Origin of the sequence: Halobacillus sp. SY10 (assembly GCF_045401165.1) — a bacterium.
In the GTDB taxonomy this organism is placed as follows: domain Bacteria; phylum Bacillota; class Bacilli; order Bacillales; family Halobacillaceae; genus Halobacillus; species Halobacillus aidingensis.
The window spans coordinates 1,980,023-2,003,694 of record NZ_CP174345.1; the positions used below are offsets into that span (position 1 = coordinate 1,980,023).

The 23,672-nt window shown below is 42.5% G+C and carries 27 protein-coding genes; all 27 read left to right on the forward strand.

The window, feature by feature from the left end; translation table 11 throughout:
• Positions 1 to 162 precede the first annotated feature (162 nt).
• The 27 genes from topA to fliR all read left to right on the forward strand — a co-directional run bounded on the left by topA (position 163) and on the right by fliR (position 23,667).
• Entirely contained in the window at positions 163 to 2,238 is a 2,076-nt protein-coding gene (gene topA / locus ACJA3J_RS10125) for a type I DNA topoisomerase (protein WP_089652427.1), read from the forward strand.
• A gap of 892 nt (positions 2,239 to 3,130) precedes the next feature.
• Complete coding sequence (gene xerC / locus ACJA3J_RS10130) at positions 3,131 to 4,030, forward strand: tyrosine recombinase XerC (RefSeq protein ID WP_406946186.1); 900 nt, start codon at positions 3,131 to 3,133, stop codon at positions 4,028 to 4,030.
• Between the two features lie 5 nt (positions 4,031 to 4,035).
• Positions 4,036 to 4,581: an ATP-dependent protease subunit HslV gene (hslV, locus tag ACJA3J_RS10135; RefSeq protein WP_115893444.1), complete on the forward strand. Its 546-nt coding sequence runs from the start codon at positions 4,036 to 4,038 to the stop codon at positions 4,579 to 4,581.
• 12 nt (positions 4,582 to 4,593) lie between these two features.
• Positions 4,594 to 5,991: an HslU--HslV peptidase ATPase subunit gene (gene hslU / locus ACJA3J_RS10140; protein ID WP_089652424.1), complete on the forward strand. Its 1,398-nt coding sequence runs from the start codon at positions 4,594 to 4,596 to the stop codon at positions 5,989 to 5,991.
• A 25-nt stretch (positions 5,992 to 6,016) separates the two neighbouring features.
• The gene (codY, locus tag ACJA3J_RS10145; RefSeq protein ID WP_089652423.1) at positions 6,017 to 6,796 is read left to right on the forward strand and encodes a GTP-sensing pleiotropic transcriptional regulator CodY; all 780 of its coding nucleotides are present in this window, start codon (positions 6,017 to 6,019) and stop codon (positions 6,794 to 6,796) included.
• An 867-nt stretch (positions 6,797 to 7,663) separates the two neighbouring features.
• Positions 7,664 to 8,056, forward strand: coding sequence for a flagellar basal body rod protein FlgB (flgB, locus tag ACJA3J_RS10150; protein ID WP_406946187.1), 393 nt, complete (start codon positions 7,664 to 7,666; stop codon positions 8,054 to 8,056).
• Positions 8,057 to 8,059: 3 nt separating this feature from the next.
• The gene (gene flgC / locus ACJA3J_RS10155; protein ID WP_406946188.1) at positions 8,060 to 8,512 is read left to right on the forward strand and encodes a flagellar basal body rod protein FlgC; all 453 of its coding nucleotides are present in this window, start codon (positions 8,060 to 8,062) and stop codon (positions 8,510 to 8,512) included.
• A 17-nt stretch (positions 8,513 to 8,529) separates the two neighbouring features.
• Positions 8,530 to 8,835: a flagellar hook-basal body complex protein FliE gene (gene fliE, locus ACJA3J_RS10160; protein WP_089652420.1), complete on the forward strand. Its 306-nt coding sequence runs from the start codon at positions 8,530 to 8,532 to the stop codon at positions 8,833 to 8,835.
• Positions 8,836 to 8,897: 62 nt separating this feature from the next.
• On the forward strand, positions 8,898 to 10,505 hold the full coding sequence (gene fliF, locus ACJA3J_RS10165; protein ID WP_406946189.1) for a flagellar basal-body MS-ring/collar protein FliF: 1,608 nt from the start codon (positions 8,898 to 8,900) through the stop codon (positions 10,503 to 10,505).
• 12 nt (positions 10,506 to 10,517) lie between these two features.
• Complete coding sequence (gene fliG, locus ACJA3J_RS10170; protein ID WP_089652418.1) at positions 10,518 to 11,531, forward strand: flagellar motor switch protein FliG; 1,014 nt, start codon at positions 10,518 to 10,520, stop codon at positions 11,529 to 11,531.
• Positions 11,515 to 12,276, forward strand: a complete 762-nt coding sequence (gene fliH, locus ACJA3J_RS10175) for a flagellar assembly protein FliH (protein WP_406946190.1) — start codon at positions 11,515 to 11,517, stop codon at positions 12,274 to 12,276. The genes fliG and fliH overlap by 17 nt, the downstream gene beginning before the upstream one ends.
• Positions 12,269 to 13,573 (forward strand): flagellar protein export ATPase FliI, encoded by a 1,305-nt coding sequence (gene fliI / locus ACJA3J_RS10180; RefSeq protein ID WP_406946191.1) that lies wholly within the window; start codon positions 12,269 to 12,271, stop codon positions 13,571 to 13,573. Before fliH ends, fliI begins: the two co-directional genes overlap by 8 nt.
• 12 nt (positions 13,574 to 13,585) lie before the next feature.
• Positions 13,586 to 14,035 (forward strand): flagellar export protein FliJ, encoded by a 450-nt coding sequence (fliJ, locus tag ACJA3J_RS10185; RefSeq protein ID WP_406946192.1) that lies wholly within the window; start codon positions 13,586 to 13,588, stop codon positions 14,033 to 14,035.
• A gap of 4 nt (positions 14,036 to 14,039) precedes the next feature.
• Complete coding sequence (locus tag ACJA3J_RS10190; protein WP_089652414.1) at positions 14,040 to 14,615, forward strand: MotE family protein; 576 nt, start codon at positions 14,040 to 14,042, stop codon at positions 14,613 to 14,615.
• Between the two features lie 26 nt (positions 14,616 to 14,641).
• Positions 14,642 to 16,075, forward strand: a complete 1,434-nt coding sequence (locus tag ACJA3J_RS10195) for a flagellar hook-length control protein FliK (protein ID WP_406946193.1) — start codon at positions 14,642 to 14,644, stop codon at positions 16,073 to 16,075.
• Positions 16,076 to 16,083: 8 nt separating this feature from the next.
• Positions 16,084 to 16,551 (forward strand): flagellar hook assembly protein FlgD, encoded by a 468-nt coding sequence (flgD, locus tag ACJA3J_RS10200; RefSeq protein WP_115893438.1) that lies wholly within the window; start codon positions 16,084 to 16,086, stop codon positions 16,549 to 16,551.
• 1 nt (position 16,552) lies between these two features.
• The gene (locus ACJA3J_RS10205; protein WP_089652411.1) at positions 16,553 to 16,918 is read left to right on the forward strand and encodes a TIGR02530 family flagellar biosynthesis protein; all 366 of its coding nucleotides are present in this window, start codon (positions 16,553 to 16,555) and stop codon (positions 16,916 to 16,918) included.
• Positions 16,919 to 17,001: 83 nt separating this feature from the next.
• Positions 17,002 to 17,967 carry a flagellar basal body rod protein FlgG gene (gene flgG, locus ACJA3J_RS10210; protein WP_406946194.1) on the forward strand — a complete coding sequence of 322 codons (966 nt, stop codon included), beginning with the start codon at positions 17,002 to 17,004 and terminating at the stop codon, positions 17,965 to 17,967.
• A gap of 44 nt (positions 17,968 to 18,011) precedes the next feature.
• Entirely contained in the window at positions 18,012 to 18,227 is a 216-nt protein-coding gene (locus ACJA3J_RS10215; protein WP_406946195.1) for a flagellar FlbD family protein, read from the forward strand.
• Complete coding sequence (gene fliL, locus ACJA3J_RS10220) at positions 18,224 to 18,640, forward strand: flagellar basal body-associated protein FliL (RefSeq protein WP_089652409.1); 417 nt, start codon at positions 18,224 to 18,226, stop codon at positions 18,638 to 18,640. Before ACJA3J_RS10215 ends, fliL begins: the two co-directional genes overlap by 4 nt.
• A 27-nt stretch (positions 18,641 to 18,667) precedes the next feature.
• Entirely contained in the window at positions 18,668 to 19,669 is a 1,002-nt protein-coding gene (gene fliM, locus ACJA3J_RS10225) for a flagellar motor switch protein FliM (RefSeq protein ID WP_089652408.1), read from the forward strand.
• Entirely contained in the window at positions 19,662 to 20,882 is a 1,221-nt protein-coding gene (fliY, locus tag ACJA3J_RS10230; RefSeq protein WP_115893434.1) for a flagellar motor switch phosphatase FliY, read from the forward strand. The genes fliM and fliY overlap by 8 nt, the downstream gene beginning before the upstream one ends.
• Before the next feature lie 27 nt (positions 20,883 to 20,909).
• Positions 20,910 to 21,272: a response regulator gene (locus ACJA3J_RS10235; protein ID WP_089652406.1), complete on the forward strand. Its 363-nt coding sequence runs from the start codon at positions 20,910 to 20,912 to the stop codon at positions 21,270 to 21,272.
• A gap of 12 nt (positions 21,273 to 21,284) precedes the next feature.
• Positions 21,285 to 21,944, forward strand: a complete 660-nt coding sequence (locus ACJA3J_RS10240; protein WP_406946196.1) for a flagellar biosynthetic protein FliO — start codon at positions 21,285 to 21,287, stop codon at positions 21,942 to 21,944.
• Positions 21,937 to 22,602, forward strand: coding sequence for a flagellar type III secretion system pore protein FliP (gene fliP / locus ACJA3J_RS10245; protein WP_089652404.1), 666 nt, complete (start codon positions 21,937 to 21,939; stop codon positions 22,600 to 22,602). Before ACJA3J_RS10240 ends, fliP begins: the two co-directional genes overlap by 8 nt.
• A gap of 17 nt (positions 22,603 to 22,619) precedes the next feature.
• On the forward strand, positions 22,620 to 22,889 hold the full coding sequence (gene fliQ, locus ACJA3J_RS10250; RefSeq protein ID WP_089652403.1) for a flagellar biosynthesis protein FliQ: 270 nt from the start codon (positions 22,620 to 22,622) through the stop codon (positions 22,887 to 22,889).
• A 1-nt stretch (position 22,890) separates the two neighbouring features.
• Positions 22,891 to 23,667 carry a flagellar biosynthetic protein FliR gene (fliR, locus tag ACJA3J_RS10255; protein WP_089652402.1) on the forward strand — a complete coding sequence of 259 codons (777 nt, stop codon included), beginning with the start codon at positions 22,891 to 22,893 and terminating at the stop codon, positions 23,665 to 23,667.
• Positions 23,668 to 23,672 lie beyond the last annotated feature (5 nt).

The following is a 23,672-nucleotide window of genomic DNA, read 5'->3' on the forward strand; positions in this document are numbered from 1 at the left end:
GAAATATAACAACGTTACAACGACTTTTTCTCCTTGGACAGGACGGTTAAACCTCCTTTTCCATTAGATTTAGTTTTACAGCAAAAGGTAAATCAAAAAACGAGAATATAAAAAGAGTGTATGAAATACAAAAGAGAAAACACCTCTATGGGAGGAACATATATGGCAGATTATCTGGTAATAGTAGAATCACCTGCAAAAGCAAAAACAATTGAACGATACCTTGGAAAAAAATACAAAGTGAAAGCATCCCTTGGACATGTGCGCGACTTGCCTAAGAGTCAAATGGGCGTGGATGTTGAAAATGATTTCAACCCCAAATATATAACCATCCGGGGAAAAGGCCCTGTCTTGAAAGAACTAAAAACAGCCGCCAAAAAGGCCAAGAAAGTTTATCTCGCAGCCGACCCCGATCGTGAAGGGGAAGCAATTGCCTGGCATTTGGCGCACAGTTTGGAAATTGATGATACTTCAGATTGTAGAGTTGTTTTCAATGAAATTACCAAAGAAGCAATTAAGGATTCATTTAAACAACCGAGATCGATTGATTCAGACCTGGTGGATGCTCAACAGGCTCGCCGTATTCTTGACCGACTTGTCGGGTATAACATCAGCCCGATCCTTTGGAAGAAAGTCAAAAAAGGATTGAGTGCAGGCCGTGTTCAATCGGTTGCCGTCAAAATCATCATCGATCGTGAAAATGAGATCAAAAAATTCCAACCCGAAGAATATTGGACGATTGAAGCAGATTTCTTAAAAGATAAAGAGGCATTTGAAGGCTCCTTTTATGGTGTTGATGGCAAGAAGAAGGATTTGAAAAATCAGGACGATGTCGATCAAATCCAAAAGCGGATGAAAGGGAAAGATTTCTCTGTAGATAAAGTTAACAAAAGAGAAAGAAAAAGGAATCCTTCTCTTCCTTTCACCACTTCCTCACTTCAACAGGAAGCAGCACGTAAATTGAACTTCCGTGCGAAAAAAACGATGATGATTGCTCAACAGCTTTACGAAGGGATTGACCTTGGCGGAAAGCAAGGGACCACTGGTTTAATTACGTACATGCGTACGGATTCCACAAGGCTGTCGAACTCGGCAAAAGAGGATGCCAAGCAATACATCGAAGGTAATTTCGGTAAAGAGTTTCTTGGACAAAGTAAAGGATCCAAAAAGCAAGAAGGGGCACAAGACGCCCACGAGGCGATCAGGCCTACAGGGGCAGACCGTGATCCAAAAGCAATGAAGAGCATTTTATCCCGTGATCAGTATCGTCTCTATAAGTTGATTTGGGACAGGTTCATTGCAAGCCAAATGGCTCCAGCAGTTTTGGATACGATGACCGTCCACCTTTACAATGAAGGAGTAGAATTCAGAGCTACAGGTTCTGAAGTGAAATTCAAAGGGTTTATGAAAGTATATATAGAAGGTCGGGATGATAACAAAAAAGAAAAAGACAAACTTCTGCCACACCTTGAAGAAGGCATGACCGTAAAAGCGGAAGAAATCAAACCGAATCAGCACTTTACACAGCCTCCTCCACGCTACACGGAAGCCCGTCTTGTTAAGACACTTGAGGAGCTTGGGATCGGACGTCCTTCCACTTACGCACCAACCCTTGATACCATTCAGCGCCGTGGTTACGTCTCCCTGGATAATAAGCGTTTTATTCCAACGGAGCTTGGAGAAATTGTCCTTGAACAACTGAGAGAGTACTTCCCGGAAATCATCGATGTCGACTTTACGAAGGGCATGGAAGATGACCTTGATGCCATTGAGGATGGAAAAGAGGACTGGGTGAACATCATCAGCCATTTCTATGAGGGTTTTCAGCCTCGCTTAGAGAAAGCAGAAAAAGAAATGGAAGAAATTGAAATTAAAGATGAACCTGCAGGTATTGACTGCGAGAAGTGTGGGCATGAAATGGTATATAAGATGGGTAGATACGGAAAATTCCTTGCCTGCTCAAATTTCCCTGACTGTCGTAATACAAAACCAATTCTTAAGAAAGTCGGAGTCACTTGTCCGAAATGTAAAGATGGAGAAGTCGTCGAACGGAAAAGTAAGAAAAACCGCAAGTTCTTTGGTTGTGAAAACTACCCAGAGTGTGACTTCATATCCTGGGATAAGCCGATCAACAGACCTTGTCCGAAATGTGAATCTCTGCTTGTTGAGAAGAAGTCGAAGAAGGGGACACAGATTCAGTGTACCGAATGTGACTATAAAGAAGAACCTCAATCATGATCTAGTTATAAAACCAAGAGTCTATGACTATCCTTTTAGTTGTAGACTCTTTTTCTTATTGGCTTTATTCAATGCTGGAATGATCATTAGTTATTAAAGTATATGGCAGGATTGTTGAAAGTTTGATTTCGAGACTTTTGTTGAGTGGATTGGGGCTGCGGGGAATAACTCGCTTTCCGCGGGAGTGCGGTGAGCCTCCTCGAGCTTCGCTCTGCGGGGTCTCACCAAGCACTTTTTTCCCACAGGAGTCTCGCCATTCCCCTCCGCCACTTTGCCTTATGAGGTTCACGAAATCACTTCTTGAAAAATCAGCTTGAATGATTGAGGGAAGTGGTTAATATAGACCTTTCCAAAGAACGTCAAAGCTTGATAAAGAGCGCTTTATACTTCAACAGTGGGGTAGTGGAGGAAAATCCAACTTGGTAAAGGGGATCGTTTCTCACCTATATCGAATGGGGTGGTTGGGAAGCTGCGAGACTCCCGTGGGAGAAGGAGATAGGCGAGATCCCGCAGGACGTAGTCCGAGGAAGCTCGGCGCTCCCCCACAGGAAAGCGAGTAGCTTCCCCACCACCCCTGACTCCAAATGTGGCAAACGAACCCCTGATTATCTCGAAACTGAGTCTTCCACAATCGGGAGCGATTGTGGAAATAGACGATGAGTTTTAATGAAACATTATTTTTTGATTGACAGTGATTATGTGGGGCGCTATAATTACGCTTTGGTAAGTGTACATACTTGACACATATTCATCCTAAAGTACGATTTCTTTAAATACTTGATACATTAGAGTTGGAAACAATTCAGAATTTTGTTACATTTTTATTAAATGCATTGTTATGTCAATAAGTATTGTGATAAAATTTAGACGCCTTTGAGAGGTGGAAGGAATTATGCAGTCTTACAAAGAGCTTTTTATGGAATACCTTCAAATTGAAAAAAACGCTTCACCTCTTACATTAAAGCATTACGGAAGGGATTTAGATGAGTTTGAGTCCTTTCTCACATCAGAGGGATTGACGATTCATGAATGTGAATACCCTGTGATCCGCATCTTTTTATCAAGGCAATATGAAGCGCAGTACTCAAGAAGGACAGTTTCCAGGAAAATATCAAGTTTGAGAAGCTATTTCCGTTTTTTAGAACGAGAGGAAATTGTCGTTCAGAATCCATTTTTGAATGTGGTATTACCAAAGAAGGAAAGCCCCATTCCCAACTTCTTTTATGAAGAAGAGTTAGAGAAACTTTTCACAGTAAGTGATTTGCATACGCCCTTAGGACAGAGAAACCAGGCTCTTATCGAACTTCTCTATGGAACGGGTGTACGTGTCAGTGAATGTGTGAAAATGGAACTCCCAGATCTGGATTTTTCATTGAACACAGCTCTTGTTCATGGAAAAGGGAGTAAAGACCGCTATGTTCCTTACGGGCAGTTTGCTGCAAAAGCACTTCAGACATATATAAATGATGGCAGAAAGCAATTGGCTTCTAAGAAGGATGATTCGAGTAAACGATTGTTCTTAAATGCTAAAGGTGGGCCGCTGACAGCTGATGGAATCAGGCTTATTTTGAAAAAGATGGTGGAAAAAGCAGCGATGACGGTGGATATTCATCCCCATAAATTGAGACATTCGTTTGCTACCCACCTGCTGAATGAAGGAGCAGATTTGCGCTCAGTACAAGAATTATTAGGACATGAACGATTGTCATCAACTCAGATTTATACGCATGTATCAAAAGATCGGTTGAAAAATGTATATATGAACAGTCATCCCCGAGCGAATAAGAGGTGAAAGTGATGGAACAGCAATTTCATGCAACAACGATCTTTGCCGTCCAGCACAATGGAGAGTGTGCGATGAGCGGAGATGGGCAGGTAACTTTAGGCAATCAAGTAGTTATGAAACATAAGGCAAAGAAAGTTCGCCGACTATTCAATGATCAAGTATTAGCAGGTTTCGCTGGTTCTGTTGCCGATGCTTTTACTCTTTTTGAGAAGTTTGAAGGAAAATTGGAAAGCTATGACGGCAACTTGGCAAGAGCTTCCGTAGAACTTGCCAAAGAGTGGCGCAGTGATCGTGTTCTAAGGAAGTTAGAAGCAATGTTGATTGTCATGGATAAAGAAAATATGTTTCTTGTATCGGGTACTGGGGAAGTAATAGAACCGGACGATGGTATTCTTGCCATCGGTTCAGGTGGAAACTTCGCTTTAAGTGCAGGGCGAGCTTTGAAACGTTATTCACCGGAACAATCTGCTTCTCAAATTGCTAGAGCAGCGCTTGAGGTTGCAGGGGAGATCTGCGTGTTTACAAATGATCAAATAATCCTGGAAGTTCTCGATTAAGGGGGACCATGAATGTCATTAAACTTAACTCCTAGACAAATTGTTGAAAAGCTCGATCAATATATCATTGGCCAGGAAAGCGCTAAGCGATCTGTAGCCATTGCTCTTCGTAACAGATATCGTCGCATGCAGCTGACGGATGATCTGAAAGATGAAATCGTACCGAAAAATATTTTGATGATGGGACCTACAGGGGTAGGGAAAACAGAAATTGCCCGTCGTTTAGCAAAATTGGTCGGGGCTCCTTTTGTTAAAGTGGAAGCCACGAAATTCACTGAAGTCGGTTACGTTGGTCGTGATGTTGAATCCATGGTTCGCGACTTAGTGGAAATGGCCGTGCGTATGGTGAAAGAAGAGAAAATGGAGGCTGTGAAAGACAGGGCAGAAGAGCAAGCAAACAAACGACTCGTAAAACTGCTTGTTCCTTCTAAGAAAAAACAGTCCAATAACTTCAAAAACCCATTTGAGATGATCTTTAATCAGGGCACTCAGCAGGAAGTGGATACTGATGAAAAGAGTGAAGAAGCGGAAATAGAGACAAAAAGAAGCCGTATTCGTCATCAATTAGATCTTGGTGAGTTGGAAGACCGGATGGTAACCATAGAAGTGGAAGAATCTCAATCTTCCATGTTTGATATGATGCAAGGATCCGGTATGGAGCAAATGGGCATGAACATGCAGGATGCATTCAGTCAATTCATGCCGAAGAAGAAAAAGAAACGAAAACTTCCTGTTTCAGAAGCGCGAAAAGTACTAACACAGGAAGAAGCAGGTAAATTAGTGGATATGGACGAAGTCGGACAGGATGCCGTAGCTAAAGTGGAACAGGCCGGTATGATCTTTATTGATGAAATTGATAAAGTGGCGGCGAAGGGTGACAACCAGGCGAATGTATCCCGTGAAGGTGTCCAAAGAGACATCCTTCCGATCGTCGAAGGCTCGACGGTCGTCACAAAATACGGACCTGTAGCGACTGATCATATTCTATTCGTTGCTGCCGGAGCTTTTCATATGGCGAAGCCTTCCGATTTGATTCCAGAACTGCAAGGAAGGTTTCCAATCCGCGTGGAGTTGAATAAGCTCAGTGTTTCAGACTTCAAGAACATTTTAACAGAGCCTTCAAATGCTCTTTTGAAACAATATAAGGCATTACTTGAAATTGAAGGTATAAAGGTTGAATTTTCTGACGATGCTATTACTAGACTCGCAGAAATCGCTCATGAAGTAAATCAGGAAACAGATAACATCGGGGCGCGGAGGCTGCATACGATTTTAGAGAAACTGCTTGAGGATTTATCCTTTGAAGCTCCTGACGTAACGATGGAAACCATTGAGATCACACCACAGTATGTAGACAGCAAACTATCATCGATCGTAAAAAACAAAGATTTGAGTCGATTTATTCTATAGGGTGAACAACAAGGAGGAAATGAACATGAAACTACTAGACCGTGCACGTAAAATCAATGCAATGCTGCAAAAGACAACAGGCAAATCCGTGGACTTCAACGATATGTCCGCAACGATGCGAGATGTGATTGAGGCGAATACATTCGTCTTAAGCCGTCGAGGAAAGCTTTTGGGCTTTGCTATTAATCAAGAGATTGAGAATGAGCGAATGAAGGCGATGCTTTCTGAGCGTCAATTCCCAGAAGAGTACACACAAAACCTTTTCAACATTGAAGAAACAACACCAGATATTGATATCAATAGTGAATACACAGCATTCCCTGTTGAAAATCGTGAACTGTTTGAAAATGGTCTGACTACAATTGTTCCGATCATCGGTGGTGGCCAGCGTCTAGGTACGCTTATTTTGAGCCGTCTGAACAGCAACTTTAATGAAGATGATCTACTACTTGCTGAATACGGTGCTACCGTTGTAGGTATGGAAATCCTTCACGAGAAAACTGAAGAAATCGAACAGGAAGCTCGTAGTAAAGCTGTAGTTCAGATGGCGATCAGTTCCTTATCCTACAGTGAACTCGAAGCTATCGAGCACATTTTCGAAGAACTGGAAGGTAATGAAGGATTGCTTGTAGCAAGTAAAATCGCCGATCGTGTAGGCATCACAAGATCAGTCATCGTTAATGCACTGAGAAAGCTGGAAAGTGCAGGGGTGATCGAATCCCGTTCATTAGGAATGAAGGGAACGTATATCAAAGTATTGAATAATAATTTCCTACTGGAGCTTCAAAAACTCCGTACCAATTAATAAAAATCAAACCGCCACTTTGTACAAAGTGGCGGTTTTTTTATGTGTAAATTTAATTTCATTGGGGATGTTTGTGCTTTTAGTAGTTCCAGGTTAATTGTTATTTAAATTATTGCTCCAGATTGTGGAGGACTCAGTTTCGAGATGTAAGTGAGGTGGGCCGTCTTGAGGTGAATCTCTTTCCGAGGGAGCGCATTGATCGTCCTCGGACTGCCATACTGCGGGGGTCTCACCAAGCACTCTATTCCTACTATTTATCCGGTTCGTGGACCTTCACACTTATAGGAGTCTCCCCCATCGCCCAACGCCCCTTGTTATAAAAAGATTCTCGAAAAGTTCTCCTGATAAGAAGAGAACTTATGAAAAGACCTACAAATTGTTTATATGATTGCCAGTCAAACTCGACAGTTTCCTTTGAAGGGGATTTCGAGAACATGATATGGCAAAAGAGAGGAGGCTGAGCGACTGCCCCATGGAAAGCGAAGTTTTTCACGCAGCCCCTCACAGTAATTCTTGAAATTGAGTCTTCCATAATACAGCCATTTCCTTTATTAACTAATAAGTAGCACCTTAAAGTAACAAAGTGATTTTTTTAACAGATTTAACCTATTTTCACTATCTTCTGTCATGTTTTAAAAATATCCATAATATATTCACTATTCGACAAAAAGTTATGTAATAATGTTCATTATGGGAAAGATTTCGACACATGGAAACAAAAGCCAAATGGTAGTAAAATATCCCTGATTCTTTTGGAGTGTTTGTAATACTCTCGTAAAAAAGTAGCTTTTTGTATAGACACAAGTACGTGAATTTTTTTACAATTGTGTCTGTGAGTATGGAAAAATGTCGAATAGAGGTGGAGTTATGACTCTTTTCAGTAGCACTTTTACAAGTTTAGAGAATGCTTTGGACTACTCTTCAGCTAAAAACAGAGCGATCTCAAACAATATTGCCAATGTGGATACACCGGGGTACAAAGCTAAAGGTGTCGCTTTTAAGGATGTTTTGGATCAAGAACATTCATTTCTTCAAGCTAAGAAAACGAATGATAGGCATTTACCCTTTATGAACGATGCTGGTGAACCATATCGGACGTTTACTAAAACGAATACGGTATACAATCATAATGGAAATAATGTGGACATTGATAAGGAAATGAATGAACTGGCGCAAAATCAAATCCAATATCAGGCCTTGGTTGACCGAATGAGTGGTAAGTTCCGAAGCCTGGAATCCGTAATCAGGGGAGGGAATTAACGGATGAGTATCTTTCATGCTATGAATAATAGCGCAAGCGCACTTACAGCTCAGCGCTTACGAATGGATGTGGCTTCATCGAATATGGCGAATGCAAACACCACAAGAGCCAAAATTGATGAGAATGGGGATTGGCAGCCATATAGGCGCAAAATGGTCGTCTTTGAGCCGGCTGAAAACAACTTCAAAAGTTTTTTACATAAAGCAGCCACGGATTCCTCGCAAGGAAGTGGTGTGAAAGCAACAGAAATCATGGAAGATGATGAGCCATTTAAACTCGTTTATAATCCGAATCATCCAGATGCCAACGAGGATGGTTATGTAGAACTGCCTAATGTCGATCCTTTAAAGGAAATGGTGGATATGATGAGCGCCACGCGTTCTTATGAGGCGAATGTGACGGCCGTCAATGCATCGAAAAGTATGCTAATGAAAGCTTTGGAAATCGGAAGATAAGGTAAGGAGAATTCAAAATGTCAAACCATCTAGTGAACACTATCCCCTTAAGCCAACCTTCTCAAACACAATGGAAGAAAAATGTTTCTCCTGGCGAAGCTCATGCTACATTTGCCAATCAGTTAAAAAGTGCAATTGCAGGGGTCAATGAAGCTCAAATTTTGTCTAATGATAAGACAAAGGCTCTTGCTCAAGGAGAAATCAATGATTTGCATGATGTAATGATTACTTCACAAAAGGCAAGTATCACGATGAAAACTGCTGTAGAAATGCAAAGTAAAGTCGTAGAAGCATATAAAGAAGTCATGCGTATGCAGGTGTGACGCTACTATATTTAATTCGCACTAAACCATTCGCTTAGGTCGTGCTTTTTTTGGGGGCAACTATGAAAGAAAAAATAAAAAAATATCAAGAAAGACTGACAACCTTTTGGAAAGAGCGAAAAAAATCACAAAAGGGGTGGATGATCGGCGGAATGGCTGCCATCATTATCCTCCTTGTCCTGACAAGTGTTTTCGCCTCAAGTACGAAAATGGTTCCCTTATACAGAGATTTGACTTTACAGGAAATTGGACAAATTAAGACGGAACTTGAAACAAGAGGGGTTACATATGAGCTTGATCAAGGAGGATCTACCATCCTTGTTCCAGACACACAGGCAGAAGGGTTGCTCGTGGACCTCGCAGCCGCTGGACTGCCCAATAGTGGAACAATCGATTATGGTTTCTTCAGTGGAAATATTTCCTGGGGGATGACGGATAATGAGTTTGATGTCATCAAACTGGATGCGATGCAGACCGAACTTGCAAATTTAATGAAAGGCATCACAGGCATTCAGGATGCTCAAGTCATGATCAACATGCCGGAAGAGCAGATTTTTGTTTCTGAATCTGGGCAACCGGCCTCCGCCTCGATTGTGCTCAATGTCCAGCCTGGATATCAAATAGAAAATGGACAAATCGAAGCTCTTTATAATTTAGCTTCAAAGTCAGTACCGAACCTGCCTAAAGATAATATCGTCATTATGGATCAAAATTTTAACTATTTTGACATAAATGATTCACCGATGGGTGGCTCTGAAAATGCTTATACATATCAACAAAATGTAAAAAAAGACATTGAAAGAGACATTAAGCAACGTTTGCAACGCATGCTCGGAATGATGATCGGTCAGCAGAAAGTGATTGCTACCGTAACCGCAGACATCGATTTCACTAAAGAGAATCGCGTAGAGGAACTGGTAGAGCCGGTAGATCCTGAAACGATGGAAGGGCTGCCTGTAAGTGTAGAAAGAATCGAAGAGACTTACGAAGGCGGTGTGCCTGAAGGTGGACCTGTAGGTACGGAAGAAGGGGACATTCCGGAATATCCTGCTGGGGCAGAAGGCGCTGGCGGCGATTACGAGATGAACCGGGAAACCATTAATAACGAGTTCAACAGAATTAAGAAGAATATTGAAGAAAGCCCGTATAAGGTAAGGGACTTAGGCATTCAAGTAGCAATCGATAATACCAAAGGCGTCGGACCGGAGGGTGAGATCGAATACCTGACCGCCGCAGAGCAACAAACCGTACAAGAGAGCGTCCAGTCCATTGTGGATTCGATGATTACAACATCAATTAATGGTGAGTACGGAGAAGTGGATACACAAGAAAAAGTATCGATCGTATTCCAGGAGTTCAACGGAGAACCAGAATTCCCTGAATCAGGTGAAGGCATTCCTCTTTGGGCTTACATTATAGGAGGTCTGCTCCTATTTACGATTATCGTACTTCTCATCGTCCTTACCCGCAAGAAGAGGGCAAAGGAAGATGAAGAAGAAGAGTACATGATGTTTGAAGAAGAGGTACAAGAATCTAAGCCTCGGGAAGTCCCTTCCATAGAAGAACGAGAAGATGATGGGACGCGTAAACGTAAACAGTTGGAAAAAATGGCCAAAGAAAAACCGGAAGATTTTGCGAAATTATTGCGATCATGGATTGCGGAAGATTAAGGAGGTCTTTGTATGGCCTTGAGAAAGTCAGAGTTGACAGGCAAGCAAAAAGCCGCTGTCCTGTTGATTTCCCTTGGGCCTGATGTTGCTGCCCAGGTGTACAAACACTTAGATGAAGAAGAGATCGAACAATTGACATTGGAAATCTCTTCTGTTCAAAAAGTAGATAGTAAAGAAAAGGAAGAAATTCTAGACCAGTTCCATCAAATTGCTTTAGCACAGGATTATATTTCGCAGGGTGGAATCGGGTATGCAAAAACAATTCTTGAGAAAGCGCTAGGTTCAGATGAAGCCTCTAATATCATCGGACGCCTCACTTCTTCTTTGCAAGTGAAACCGTTTGATTTTGCAAGAAAGGCAGATGCTCATCAGATTCTTAATTTCATTCAAAACGAGCATCCACAAACGATTGCGCTCGTTTTGTCCTACCTTGACCCTGAACAGTCAGGACAGATCTTATCAGAACTTCCACAAGAACTTCAGGCAGACGTGGCCCGCAGAATTGCGACAATGGATTCCACCTCCCCTGAAGTGATTAGTCAGGTTGAACAAATCCTCGAGAAAAAGTTATCGACAACGGTGACCCAGGATTATACAGAAACAGGTGGGATACAAGCCGTCGTGGAAGTTTTGAATGGTGTTGATCGTAGTACAGAAAGAACGATTCTTGACTCTCTTGAAATACAGGATCCGGAATTGGCGGAAGAAATTAAGAAACGGATGTTCGTTTTTGAAGATATCGTTGCTCTTGATAACCGGGCAATTCAGAGAATCATCCGTGATGTTGAAAATGATGATCTGCGTCTGTCGCTTAAAGTGTCGAGTGAAGAAGTCAAAGACATCGTATTCAGTAACATGTCTGAACGGATGGCGACTACTTTCAAAGAAGAGATGGAGTTCATGGGACCCGTCAGGCTTCGGGATGTGGAAGAGGCCCAAACGAGAGTGGTTTCTACGATTCGCCGTTTAGAAGATGTTGGTGAAATCGTGATAGCAAGAGGTGGAGGAGATGACATCATTGTCTAAGGATGGACCTTCACTAAATAGCCGAGTCATTGGCTTAAGACCCGTTCATATTCAAGAACCGTACGTCCAGGAAAATGAACAGGAGCAAAAAAGTCTCCAAATCAATCAAGAGTTAGAACAGGCGCAAAAAGATTTAGTGGCAGCAAGGAATCAAAGAGAACAGTTGATTCGATCAACGGAAGAAGAAATAGAGTCTCTGAAAGCCACTTGGCAAGAAGAGAAAAAAGTGATAGAAAATGAAGCCTATCAAAAAGGGATGGACCAGGGTTTCAGGCAAGGTCATAAAGAAGGATACGACGCCTTACAAAACAAACTATCCCAGGCTAATGATATTATCCAGCAAGCGAAAGCTTCGCATGACCGTATGGTTACAAATAGTGAAAGGTCGATCGTAGAAGTGGCTATGAAAACAGCCGAGAAAATTCTCAACGTGAAACTCGAGGAAGACCCAACATTGTTTTTGCCAGTGGTTAAAAAAGTAATTGAAGAGGTCAAAGGGCAACCCGAAGTCGCTTTGTATGTCCATCCAGAAAAATACGATTTTGTCCATAAACAGTCTGACGAACTTGAACGGTTAATCACTCCATCTTCGCATTTGAGCATTTACGCAGAAGAAGAGTTAGACCCTGACGCCTGTATCGTGGAGTCACAGTTTGGAAGGCTTGATGGAAGTATTGATACACAGTTATCAGAACTCAGACAGCAACTGCTCTCGGTTGCGAATGAGGAGATGGGAAATGAATAGTCAGCGTTACTTTGATGCGATCGCAAGTGCAGAATCTATGAAAAGGTACGGGAAAATTCATAGAGTTGTCGGACTCATGATTGAATCAAAAGGACCGGAAGCCTCTGTCGGTGATTTGTGTTATATCCATACGTCTGAGCAAAAAGAAAAGATCGCGGCCGAGGTTGTCGGTTTCAACAATGAAAACATCCTTTTAATGCCTTTTCGTGAATTGAAAGAAGTAGGACCTGGCAGCATTGTCGAAGCAACCGGTGAACCCATGCGAGTCAAAGTAGGGATGGGACTTGTCGGTAAGATCCTGGATGCTACGGGATACCCGTTAGATGGAGCGGCAATGCCACTTGGTTTAAAGGGGTATCCGACAGATCAAAATCCTCCAAACCCTCTCATGCGCCCACCGATTCATGAACCGATTCAAGTCGGCGTAAGAGCTGTTGATACCTTGTTGACTGTCGGTAAAGGACAGAGAGTCGGCATCTTCGCAGGAAGTGGGGTTGGTAAGAGTACCTTGATGGGAATGATCGCTAGAAACAGCTCAGCCGATTTGAATGTGATCGCTCTGATCGGTGAAAGAGGGCGAGAAGTGAGAGAGTTCATTGAGAATGACCTGGGAGAGGATGGATTGAAAAATTCGATCCTCGTAGTGGCCACCTCCGATCAGCCTGCCTTGATGAGAGTGAAAGGAGCTTATACCGCGACAGCCATTAGTGAATACTTTCGCGACCAAGGGTATAACGTCAATTTAATGATGGACTCTGTTACGCGTTTCGCTATGGCGCAGCGTGAAATTGGTCTCGCTACCGGCGAGCCACCTACGACAAAAGGTTATACCCCTTCCGTTTTTGCCCTCTTACCAAAATTGTTAGAACGAACAGGGTCAAGTACGAACGGAACGATTACTGCTTTTTATACGGTTTTAGTTGACGGCGATGATTTGAATGAGCCGATTTCCGATACTGTAAGGGGAATTCTCGATGGTCACTTTGTTCTCGATCGTAAACTTGCAGAACAAGGACATTTTCCAGCCATCAATATTTTAAGATCCATCAGCCGTGTGATGAAGCAGATTGCTTCTCCTGAACATAAAGAATCTGCTGAGAAGCTTCGGGCCCTTTTAGCTACCTACGAAGAGAATAGTGAATTGATCCAAATTGGAGCTTATAAAAAAGGGTCGAGTATGGAAATCGACCAAGCGATCTCCTATCACTCTGCGATCATTGAATTTTTAAGACAAGGGATTCACGAACCGGCAAGTTTTGAGAAGTCAGTGGAAGATTTGAGAAATCTGTTCGTATAGGAGGCTGCAAACATGGCTGATATTCAAACATTCCAAAGAATCAGAGATCTGAGAGATAGAGAGAAGCAGAAGACTCAGAAGATATATCAGGATGCTGTCAACAATTTCGAAAAACAGGCAGAAAAACTTTATGAATGTCTGAAGAAGAAAGAAGTAGCGGAAAAAAGCTTTGAGGAAGAGATGAAAAACCATACCGTGAGAGCGGAGGCCATCGTCCGACATCAACGATACATACAAGGTTTACAAGAGACGATCGATCACCTTCAGCCCGCTGTCCAGAAAGCCAGAGTAAATATGCAGCAAAAACAAGTCAAACTTTCGGCTGCTCATATAGAGGTGAAAAAGTTTGAAAAAATTGTAGAGCATAAGCGGGACGAGCAATGGCATCTTATTAAAAACGAAGAAAATAAACAGATGGATGAATTATCTATGCAACAATACTTAAATTTTCAGAATAGGTGATGTAATGGCAAAGAGTGCCTATACGCAAAAAAACAAGAAATCTTTTTCTAAAATCATCGCTGCCATTTTCTTTCCCTTGATTTTCCTAATTACGCTGTTATTGATTGTTCTTACGTTAAGTGGTGTGAATGTTTTTGAAGAAGCTGAGAAGTATGCCAGTCGTATTCCAGGTCTATCCACTCCAGCTTCATCCGAAGGTCAAAATTCAGAGGCCAGCGAAATGGACCGATTACAGGCCGTCATTGCCAACAAAGAAGCTGAGATGGAAGAACTGCAATCAGAAGCTGACAGTAAGCAAAATCAAATCAATGAGTTGGAACAACAGGTAGTGCAGTTGAGAGCCGATTTGGAAGAGGCAAGATCAGAAGATGGGAACAACGAAAATTCAAAAGCGGCAGAAATGGCTCAATCTTTTCAGGTAATGGATCCAGAAGAAGCGGCTCCTATTCTTGAAAATATGAACCAAAATTTAGCGGTGCAAGTCTTGAATGATGTAGCTAGTGAAGAAAGAGGAGAAATCCTAGGTCAGATGGATCCTGAAGCTGCAGCAAACATCGCGAGTATGCTTATCGAAGAATAATTCTTCCTTGAAAGGGGGTGTGAAAAATGAATATAGCTATGATGACAATGATAGGGAATTATCAAAAAATGGTAATGAATCCTAATACGAAACAAAATGTCGAGGGAAAGCCGGAAAAAGCACTTTTTGGATCTCTTCTCATCGAACTCCAAGGGATGTCCGCAATGATGGATGAGAAAGAAATCCATGCAGAAGAAATGGAAGAGAATTTTCTAAAGCTGATCGAAAAAATCGAGGCGATGATTTCAAACTTGGTTAAACAAGGGGAAGGGCCTCATGGCAAAGGGATGGATTGGAAAGAAACCATCCGAGGAGCTAAAGAAGCGGCTTCCGGAGGACTATTCTCGAAGGTGGTTTCATCCATGAAAGAGTTGGAACAACAGTTCATACCTGAAGCAACTTTTTCCGACTTATCCGTTGAGAATCAAGAACTAGCCCTGACATTCAAGGAACTGACATCACTGATGAAGGCAGTCAATGAGAACGGTGAAAGCTCAATGTTCAACCTTGTTTCATCATCATTCACTGGAAAAGAAATCCCATCCAATTCAATTCCTGTCAACACAGAAAAAGACATACATAAGACATGGCAGGAGATGAGAAAAATCATTCAGACCTTTACTGAAGATCATTCTTCGTCTCAGGTTCCTCATAAAGCAGGTAAAGAAATGAAAGAGTTGATGCAGAAATTCATGCAACTCGTCGAGTCTTTACCGAGCAAAGAAAAAGGACTAGGACAGGGGGCACTGGAACGGGTTTCCAAAGAAGCTTCTATTCAAGAACGACAGGTGTTCTATAAGCTGGTCCATATGTATCAAAACCGAATGGATGTCCCTAAATCCTATCATCAACAAACACCGGTGACAGGTAAGGACATCGTCAAATGGGTGAAGCAAGCTTTGGGAGAGGAAGTTCAGCAAGATTCTAACCTTCAAGGATCCAAGCATCAGCCATTATCTAATGTTTCAACAATACCCATGACAAAAGTGGAACAGCATGTCATCCATATGAATCAGACTCAAGACGGCTCATCTTCTCAAAAACAGTTGATCAGTGAGATGGAGAGAATCATTCAATCCAGTCGCATGTTTGCAAATCCCAAAGGCAACATGGAAATGCTGATTAAGTTGAAACCAGGAAACCTCGGGGATCTTAGTGTAAGATTTGCTCAAATCAATGGAGAATTGGCTGTGAAAATACTCGTAACGAGTCAAGCAGCCAAAGAGATGCTGGAAGGAAACAAATCGCAGTTGAGACATATGTTTTCCCCGCAGCAAGTGGTGATAGAGAAAGTGGAAGCCTCCGCTTTGCACCAACAGATGCATGAGCAGTTGGATAGCGGCAAAAAAGACCAGGATCAGCAGCGGGAACAAAAGCATGATTTTGAACAGGACCACGTGGAAGATTCAAATGACGAAGAACTCTCTTTCCACGAAATATTAATGAATGAGAAAGTATAGGTGATGGTATGACAAGTATTGATCCTTCTCTATATTTGAAAAGCCAGCAGGTTCGTAGTTCTGGAAGTAGTACGCTCGGTAAGGATGACTTCTTGAAAATCCTCATGGCCCAAATTAAAAACCAAAATCCGTTGGACCCTATGAAAGACAAAGAGTTCATTTCTCAAATGACAGAGTTCTCAAGCTTGGAACAGATGACCAATATGTCGCAGTCTTTTCAAAGATTCATGGACAATCAGAATCTCCCTCCGCTTATTCAATATAGTGGATTGATTGGAAAAGAAGTCTCTTATCCTGTTTATGATCAGGAAACAGGATTATTGGATCGCACAGAAACAGATGTTGTTCAAGCAGTCAATCAGAATGGGGCAGAAACGTACTTAGAACTTAAATCAGGGGAGAAAATCTCAGTAGAATACATTACTAAAGTCGGTGAAGTGAACGGTAATTCTGAGACCCCAGTCGAAGAGGAATAACATGGACCCGCGCATTCAATCATTACATCGACCGTTACCCATACCGAAAAAGGAACCGCTGAATCAGAAACCTAACGTTCCCTTTCAACAGTTTCTTCAAGAAGCGAAAGAGATCAAAGTGAGTAAACATGCGATGGAGCGGATCAGAGACCGTAAGATTGAGATCAGTGAACAAGCCTGGTCAAAAATCGGAGAGAAAATGACTGAAGCTAATAAAAAAGGTGTGGACCAATCATTAGTTGTGCTCAACGAAGCAACACTTGTGGTCAGCTCAAAGAATCGAACGGTCGTGACAGCTATGGACCGCAGTGAAACGCAATCTCAAATTTTCACGAACATTAATGGAACGATTTTTGTAAACGAATAGGCTGGACCCTGAACGGGAGGCCTTGTCCATCTGCTGACCGATCGATGCAGATGAATCTACCGAAGGAAAGGAATGTCGTCAAAATGCTACGTTCAATGTATTCAGGGATTTCTGGTATGAAAGGTTTTCAGACAAAGCTCGATACGATTGGAAACAACATCGCTAACGTCAATACTTATGGTTTCAAAAAAGGAAGGGTCACTTTTCAGGATATGATGAGTCAGACGATGTCTGCAGCTCAAGGGCCGATTGCTGGAGATGATGGAAATGTAAGAGGTGGGCTCAACCCTTCACAAGTCGGGCTGGGTTCACAGGTCGGTTCGGTCGATACGATACACACCCAAGGAAACCGACAAACAACGAACCGTCCACTAGACCTTTCTCTTGAGGGTGATGGAATGTTCGTACTCGCTGAAGCGGGGGGCGACTTTATTGATCCAAGTGTTAAAACAATTGACCTTGGAAGTGTAAATCAGAGTTTTACACGGGCAGGTAATTTCTACCTTGATTCTGATGGAGCGATCGTAAGTAACGAAGGGAAGTATCTGATCGGGCAGCCTTATGAATCTATTACAGATGATAATGATACTCCTGCTGACACTTCAGATGATACTACTAGTTCACAACCCAAATTAAACGCTGCAAATGAAGAAGCCGCAGGAATTATCACGATTCCTGAGAATGCTCAAAGTTTCAGCATTCAAACAGATGGTACGGTTAATTATGTTGATGAAAATGGGAACCCGCAAGTTGCCGGCCGGGTACTATTGGCGAACTTCCCTAACCCAAGCGGACTAGAAAAACTAGGTGGAAATACCTTCCAATATACACAAAATGCTGGAGAGCCTATCGCTGGGTTTGATGACCTTCTTGTTGCTGGGCAAAACGGAACGGGGCAGATGGTATCCGGGGCCCTGGAGATGTCCAACGTCGATCTTGCTGAATCTTTCACTGAAATGATCACCGCTCAACGTGGGTTCCAGGCCAACACAAGAATCATCACGACATCGGATGAAATCTTACAAGAGCTCGTCAACTTGAAACGATAAAAGGGGATAGAGGGGCCTGAATAAACGCCCCTCTCTATATAACGATGATTACTTTAACTAAATTAAACGGTCAGCCTTTTACTTTCAACGCAATCTACATAGAGCAGATCCAATCGAACCCTGATACGACAGTGATAACAACCACCGGCCGGACGTTCCTTGTGAAAGAGAGTGAAGGACAGGTGGTTGAGCAGGTCACTAGGTTTTACAAAGAAATCGGTCTGATCAGGGCGTCAGACAAGGCAGGTGAAGACAAATGAATGGATTTAAAGTGATGGTGATTACGCTAAGTACTTTGACTGTCATCGGTGTCGTAGCGCTTGTGCTTGTGCTCAATTTTAATGGGGAAAGCGAAGCGAGTGGAGATCGATCGATCGATGATATTCGTGAAGCCTCTTTTTTAACAGAAGAGATTACCACGGACTTGCAAAACGGAGATTATGTCCGCATCAGCTTCCGTGTCGTGACGGACAGCAAAGAGTCTATGGAAGAATTAAAAAAGAGAGATTTTCAAATGCAGAATGTTTTGCTGAAAGAATTATCGACCATGGATTCAGAGACGTTTCAGTCCGGCTTATCAGACCTTGAAGCGAAGGTGAAATTGAAACTGAATGAATTCATGTCTGAAGGAGAAGTCACAGACGTCTACACGGTAAACAAAGTCCTTCAATAATAGAGAAAAAGAAAGGGGGGTGAGGTTTTGGCAGAAGAGGTTCTCTCGCAGAATGAAATCGATTCATTGCTTTCAGCCCTGTCTACTGGGGAGATGGATGCAGAAGAGCTAAAGAAAGAAAAAAAGGAAAAGAAGGTAAGGGTTTATGATTTTAAGAGAGCGCTCCGCTTTTCTAAAGATCAGATCAGAAGCTTAACACGAATACATGAAAATTTTTCTAGATTGTTGACGACCTATTTTTCAGCGCAGCTGAGAACTTATGTGAACATTGAAGTGGCATCGGTGGATCAGTTGCCTTATGAAGAATTTATCCGATCGATCCCTACGATGACGATCCTGAATATTTTCAGCGTGCCTCCCCTTGAAGGACGGATTTTGTTAGAAGCAAACCCAAACGTTTCTTATGCCATGATGGATCGTGTGCTTGGAGGTAAAGGAAGCAGCGTCAACAAAGTGGAGAATCTGACCGAAATTGAAACAACGATCATGTCCCATCTTTTTGAAAGGTCCTTGGAAAATTATCAAGAAGCATGGGGCTCGATTGTCGATATCGATCCTTTACTGGAAGAATTTGAAGTGAATCCGCAATTTTTGCAGATGGTTTCACCAAATGAAACCGTAGTCGTCGTGTCATTGAACACGACCATAGGCGAGACTAGCGGAATGATCAATATATGTATACCGCATGTCGTATTAGAACCGATTATCCCGAGGTTATCCGTTCACTATTGGATGCAAAAAGAAAAGCCGAAAAATCGCGATCCAGAGGAAGTGCAAGCGATCAGCCATACGATTAAGGAAGCGGAGTTGGATGTTCGGGCGGTATTGGGAGAGGCCGACATGAGCATAGAGCAATTTTTGGGCTTAGGTAAAGAAGATGTCATTCGACTCGACCAGCCGATCGACCAACCGCTGAAAATGAAAGTTGATGATGAAGTGAAATTTTACATACAGCCAGGGAAATCCAAAAATAAGCTGGCTGTGCAAGTGTTAGAGGAATATCAAGGGGGTGCCGGAGAAAATGAGTGATGATATGTTATCCCAAGATGAAATTGATGCGCTATTGAACGGCGGGGGTGACACGGACAACGAAGAGGGACCCTCGAGTTTAGCAGAGGAAGAAACGATTTCGCCGCTGGAGGAAGACGCTTTAGGTGAGATCGGCAACATTTCATTCGGAAGTTCAGCGACTGCACTTTCTTCGCTATTGAATCAAAAGGTTGATATTACGACGCCGCAGATTACGGTGTTGGAAAGGAAAGATCTACCTGATGAATTTCCGAAGCCGCACGTAGCGATCGGCGTTACCTATACCCATGGTTTTTCAGGGGAAAATGTACTCGTCATTCGAACGAAGGATGCCGCAATTATTGCTGATTTGATGTTGGGCGGTGACGGTACAGATCCAGATGAACATTTGAATGAAATTGCATTGAGCGCCGTACAGGAAGCGATGAATCAGATGATGGGATCTGCGGCTACAAGTATGTCCACGATTTTCAACAAAAAAGTAGACATATCTCCGCCGGCCATCGATGTGCTGGATTTGGAGGAGGAGGAAGGAACGCATAAGATTCCTGATGAGGAAGTGCTTGTAAAAGTGTCCTTCCAGCTTCAAGTAGGAAATTTAATTGATTCAAATATCATGCAGCTCATCCCTGTGAGCTTTGCGAAAGAGCTTGTAGAAGAATTAATGAATCCACAGCAGGAAGAACCCACGGTTGGAGAGAGCTTCAGGGCTTCAGAAGAACCATCTTCAAAGAGTGAACCTGAACAGGTGCAAGAACAGCCTTCTTCACAGAAGCAAGAAGAACAGAGGCGAAGCATGCCTGACAACACATTCTATGAATCTTCTACTACAAAGGAGGCTCCTCATTCCCCGCAATATGTAGGAGGACCAGCCGGCCAAACAGCAGAAGATGCAAATGTCCAAACGGCAGAATTTCAAAGTTTCAGTCCTGTTCAATTGAATGGGTCCGAGCAAAAGAACTTGGATATGTTGATGGACATTCCATTGAAGGTAACGGTAGAGCTTGGACGTACAAAGCGTTCCGTAAGAGAAATATTGGAATTATCATCAGGTTCCGTGCTCGAACTTGATAAATTAGCTGGAGAGCCCGTGGACATCCATGTCAATGAGAAACTGATGGCCAAAGGAGAAGTTGTCGTCATTGATGAGAACTTCGGCGTACGGGTGACGGATATTTTGAGTCCGAAAGAACGTTTGACAAAATTACGATAAACAATGGATTACTAGGGAGGATTTAACATGGCAGAAAGAATATTAATCGTAGACGATGCGGCATTTATGAGAATGATGGTGAAAGATATTTTAACGAAAAATGGCTATGAAATTGCTGGAGAAGCGGAAGACGGTAAGAAAGCAGTCGAGCTATATAAAGAGGAGCAACCGGATTTGGTCACGATGGATATTACGATGCCGGAGATGGATGGAATCACGGCATTGAAAGAAATCAAAGGCCAATACCCGGATGCCAAAGTAATTATGTGTTCGGCTATGGGACAGCAAGCCATGGTTGTGGATGCCATTCAAGCTGGAGCGAAAGATTTTATCGTAAAACCATTCCAGGCTGATCGAGTGATCGAGGCTATCCAAAAAGCGTTGAGTTAAGAAGGAATGCACATGGTTTATACATCAAGAGTGACAGTTGCAGCTATTCTGTTCATCCTGATGATGGGTGTGTTTCCTGGACAAGGACTTGCACAGCCCACGGCCTTTGAATGTTTGGAGAACCCTCAACTCGAGGGTTGTCCTTCGTCTGAAGGTGGGCAGGAGGAAGATCAGCAAACATCAGATTCCCCTGTTGAAATGGATACCGGGGGCAGTCTTGTGTGGAATGTGGTTAAGCTCATCTTTGCATTGATTTTTGTGGTGGCTCTCCTATATGGATTGCTTAAGTTCTTTAATCAAAAAAATAAAATGTTCAATCAAAACCGCACGATGGAAAATCTCGGTGGGATGAACCTGGGTCCGAACCGCTCCATCCAGGCTGTCCGCATTGGAGGGCAGGTCTTTATTCTAGGAGTAGGGGAAACGGTACAGATCATTACAGAAATTACTGAAGAAGAGACGAAACAGACGTTGATAAATCAAGATCTGAATGGTGGTCCCTCCCCTCAATTGAACATAAAAAAATGGACAGACAAATGGAAAGACAGGAAAGAATCAGAAAGCCATTCTTCTATACAATTTCAGCAGCTGTTTGAAAATCAATTGAACGATATGAAAGATAAAAGGAAAAAAGTCATGGATGAGAAGAGGAGGGATTCTGATTATGAATGAATTCATTGATATCTTCTCAAGCTCCGACCCGGAGAGCGTGGCAACTTCTGTCAAATTGCTTCTATTGCTGACGGTCCTATCCTTGGCGCCGGGAATTTTAATATTAATGACAAGCTTTACAAGGATTTTGATCGTCTTGTCTTTTGTCAGGACTTCATTGGCTACTCAATCCATGCCCCCCAATCAAGTCCTCATCGGTATCGCATTATTCCTAACATTCTTCATTATGGCTCCTACGTTTCAGGAAGTGAATGAACAAGCATTGACGCCGCTCTTTAATGAAGAGATTACGTTGGATGAAGCCTATGAGGAAGCGAGTGAACCTATGAAAGAATTCATGGGAAAACATACGAGACAAAAGGATCTGGCTTTGTTTATGAATTATTCAGGCTTGGAAGCACCTGAAAGCATACAGGACGTCCCGTTGACGACTCTTGTTCCCGCATTTGCCATCAGTGAATTGAAAACGGCATTTCAAATGGGATTCATGATCTTTGTTCCATTTCTCGTCATAGATATGGCGGTCGCTAGTGTCCTTATGTCCATGGGAATGATGATGCTTCCACCAGTCATGATCTCTTTACCATTTAAAATTCTACTCTTTGTTTTAGTGGATGGTTGGTATTTAATATCAAAATCATTATTGGAAGGCTTTTAAGATCGGAGGTTTAGAGAATGAACAGTAATATGGTGATATCGTTTGCGAAAGAAGGCATTTATACCGTCCTCCTTATATCCGGCCCCTTATTGATTTTGGCACTTGCCATCGGATTGCTTGTAAGTATTTTTCAGGCAACGACGCAAATTCAGGAACAGACGCTTGCGTTTATACCAAAAATCGTAGCGGTTATGATCGGTCTCATTGTCTTTGGGCCGTGGATGCTGACCAATATGGTTGAATTCACCGCCAATATCTTTAACAACTTGAATATCCTGGTGGGATAACATGCTGGATACGATAGATTTGGCCAATGTGCCAGCGTTTTTGCTTATATTAGTCAGGGTGACGTCTTTTTTCGTCACGCTTCCTCTTTTTTCATATCGGACAGTTCCGACAAGACATAAAGTCGCGTTCAGCTTTTTCTTGGCTGCGATCATGTACTTCACGGTTCCTGCACCTGAACTGATCATTGACGGGGAGTATTTTCTCTTATTGTTCAAAGAGATGGCTGTAGGGATCGGTGTCGGCCTCTTAGCCTACATCATCCTTTCCGCGATACAAATCGCTGGAGGTTTCATCGATTTTCAGATGGGCTTTGCCATTGCTAACGTGATTGACCCGCAAACCGGGGCTCAAAGTCCATTGATTGGGCAGTATTTATATATCATTACCCTTTTATTTATATTAGCAGTTGATGGTCATCATTTGATGATTGATGGTGTGTTCTACAGCTATGAAGTGATTGCTATTGATCAATTTTTGCCTTTAAGGGAAGAAGGTTGGATCCTTTTCGTCATTCAATCTTTCAACCAAATGTTCGTCATCGCCTTTCTCATGGCCATACCGATCGTAGGGTGTCTGTTTTTAGTGGATATCGCTCTCGGCATCATCGCGAGGACCGTCCCACAGTTGAATGTCTTTGTCGTTGGCTTACCTTTGAAAATTTTTGTTGCACTCTCTGTGCTTGTCATTGCGATGACTTTTTATGTGATGCTCATAAGGAATTTATTTGAAACGATGCTGACGACGATGCGTGATCTTATGCAAGTATTTGGAGGTTGAGAATA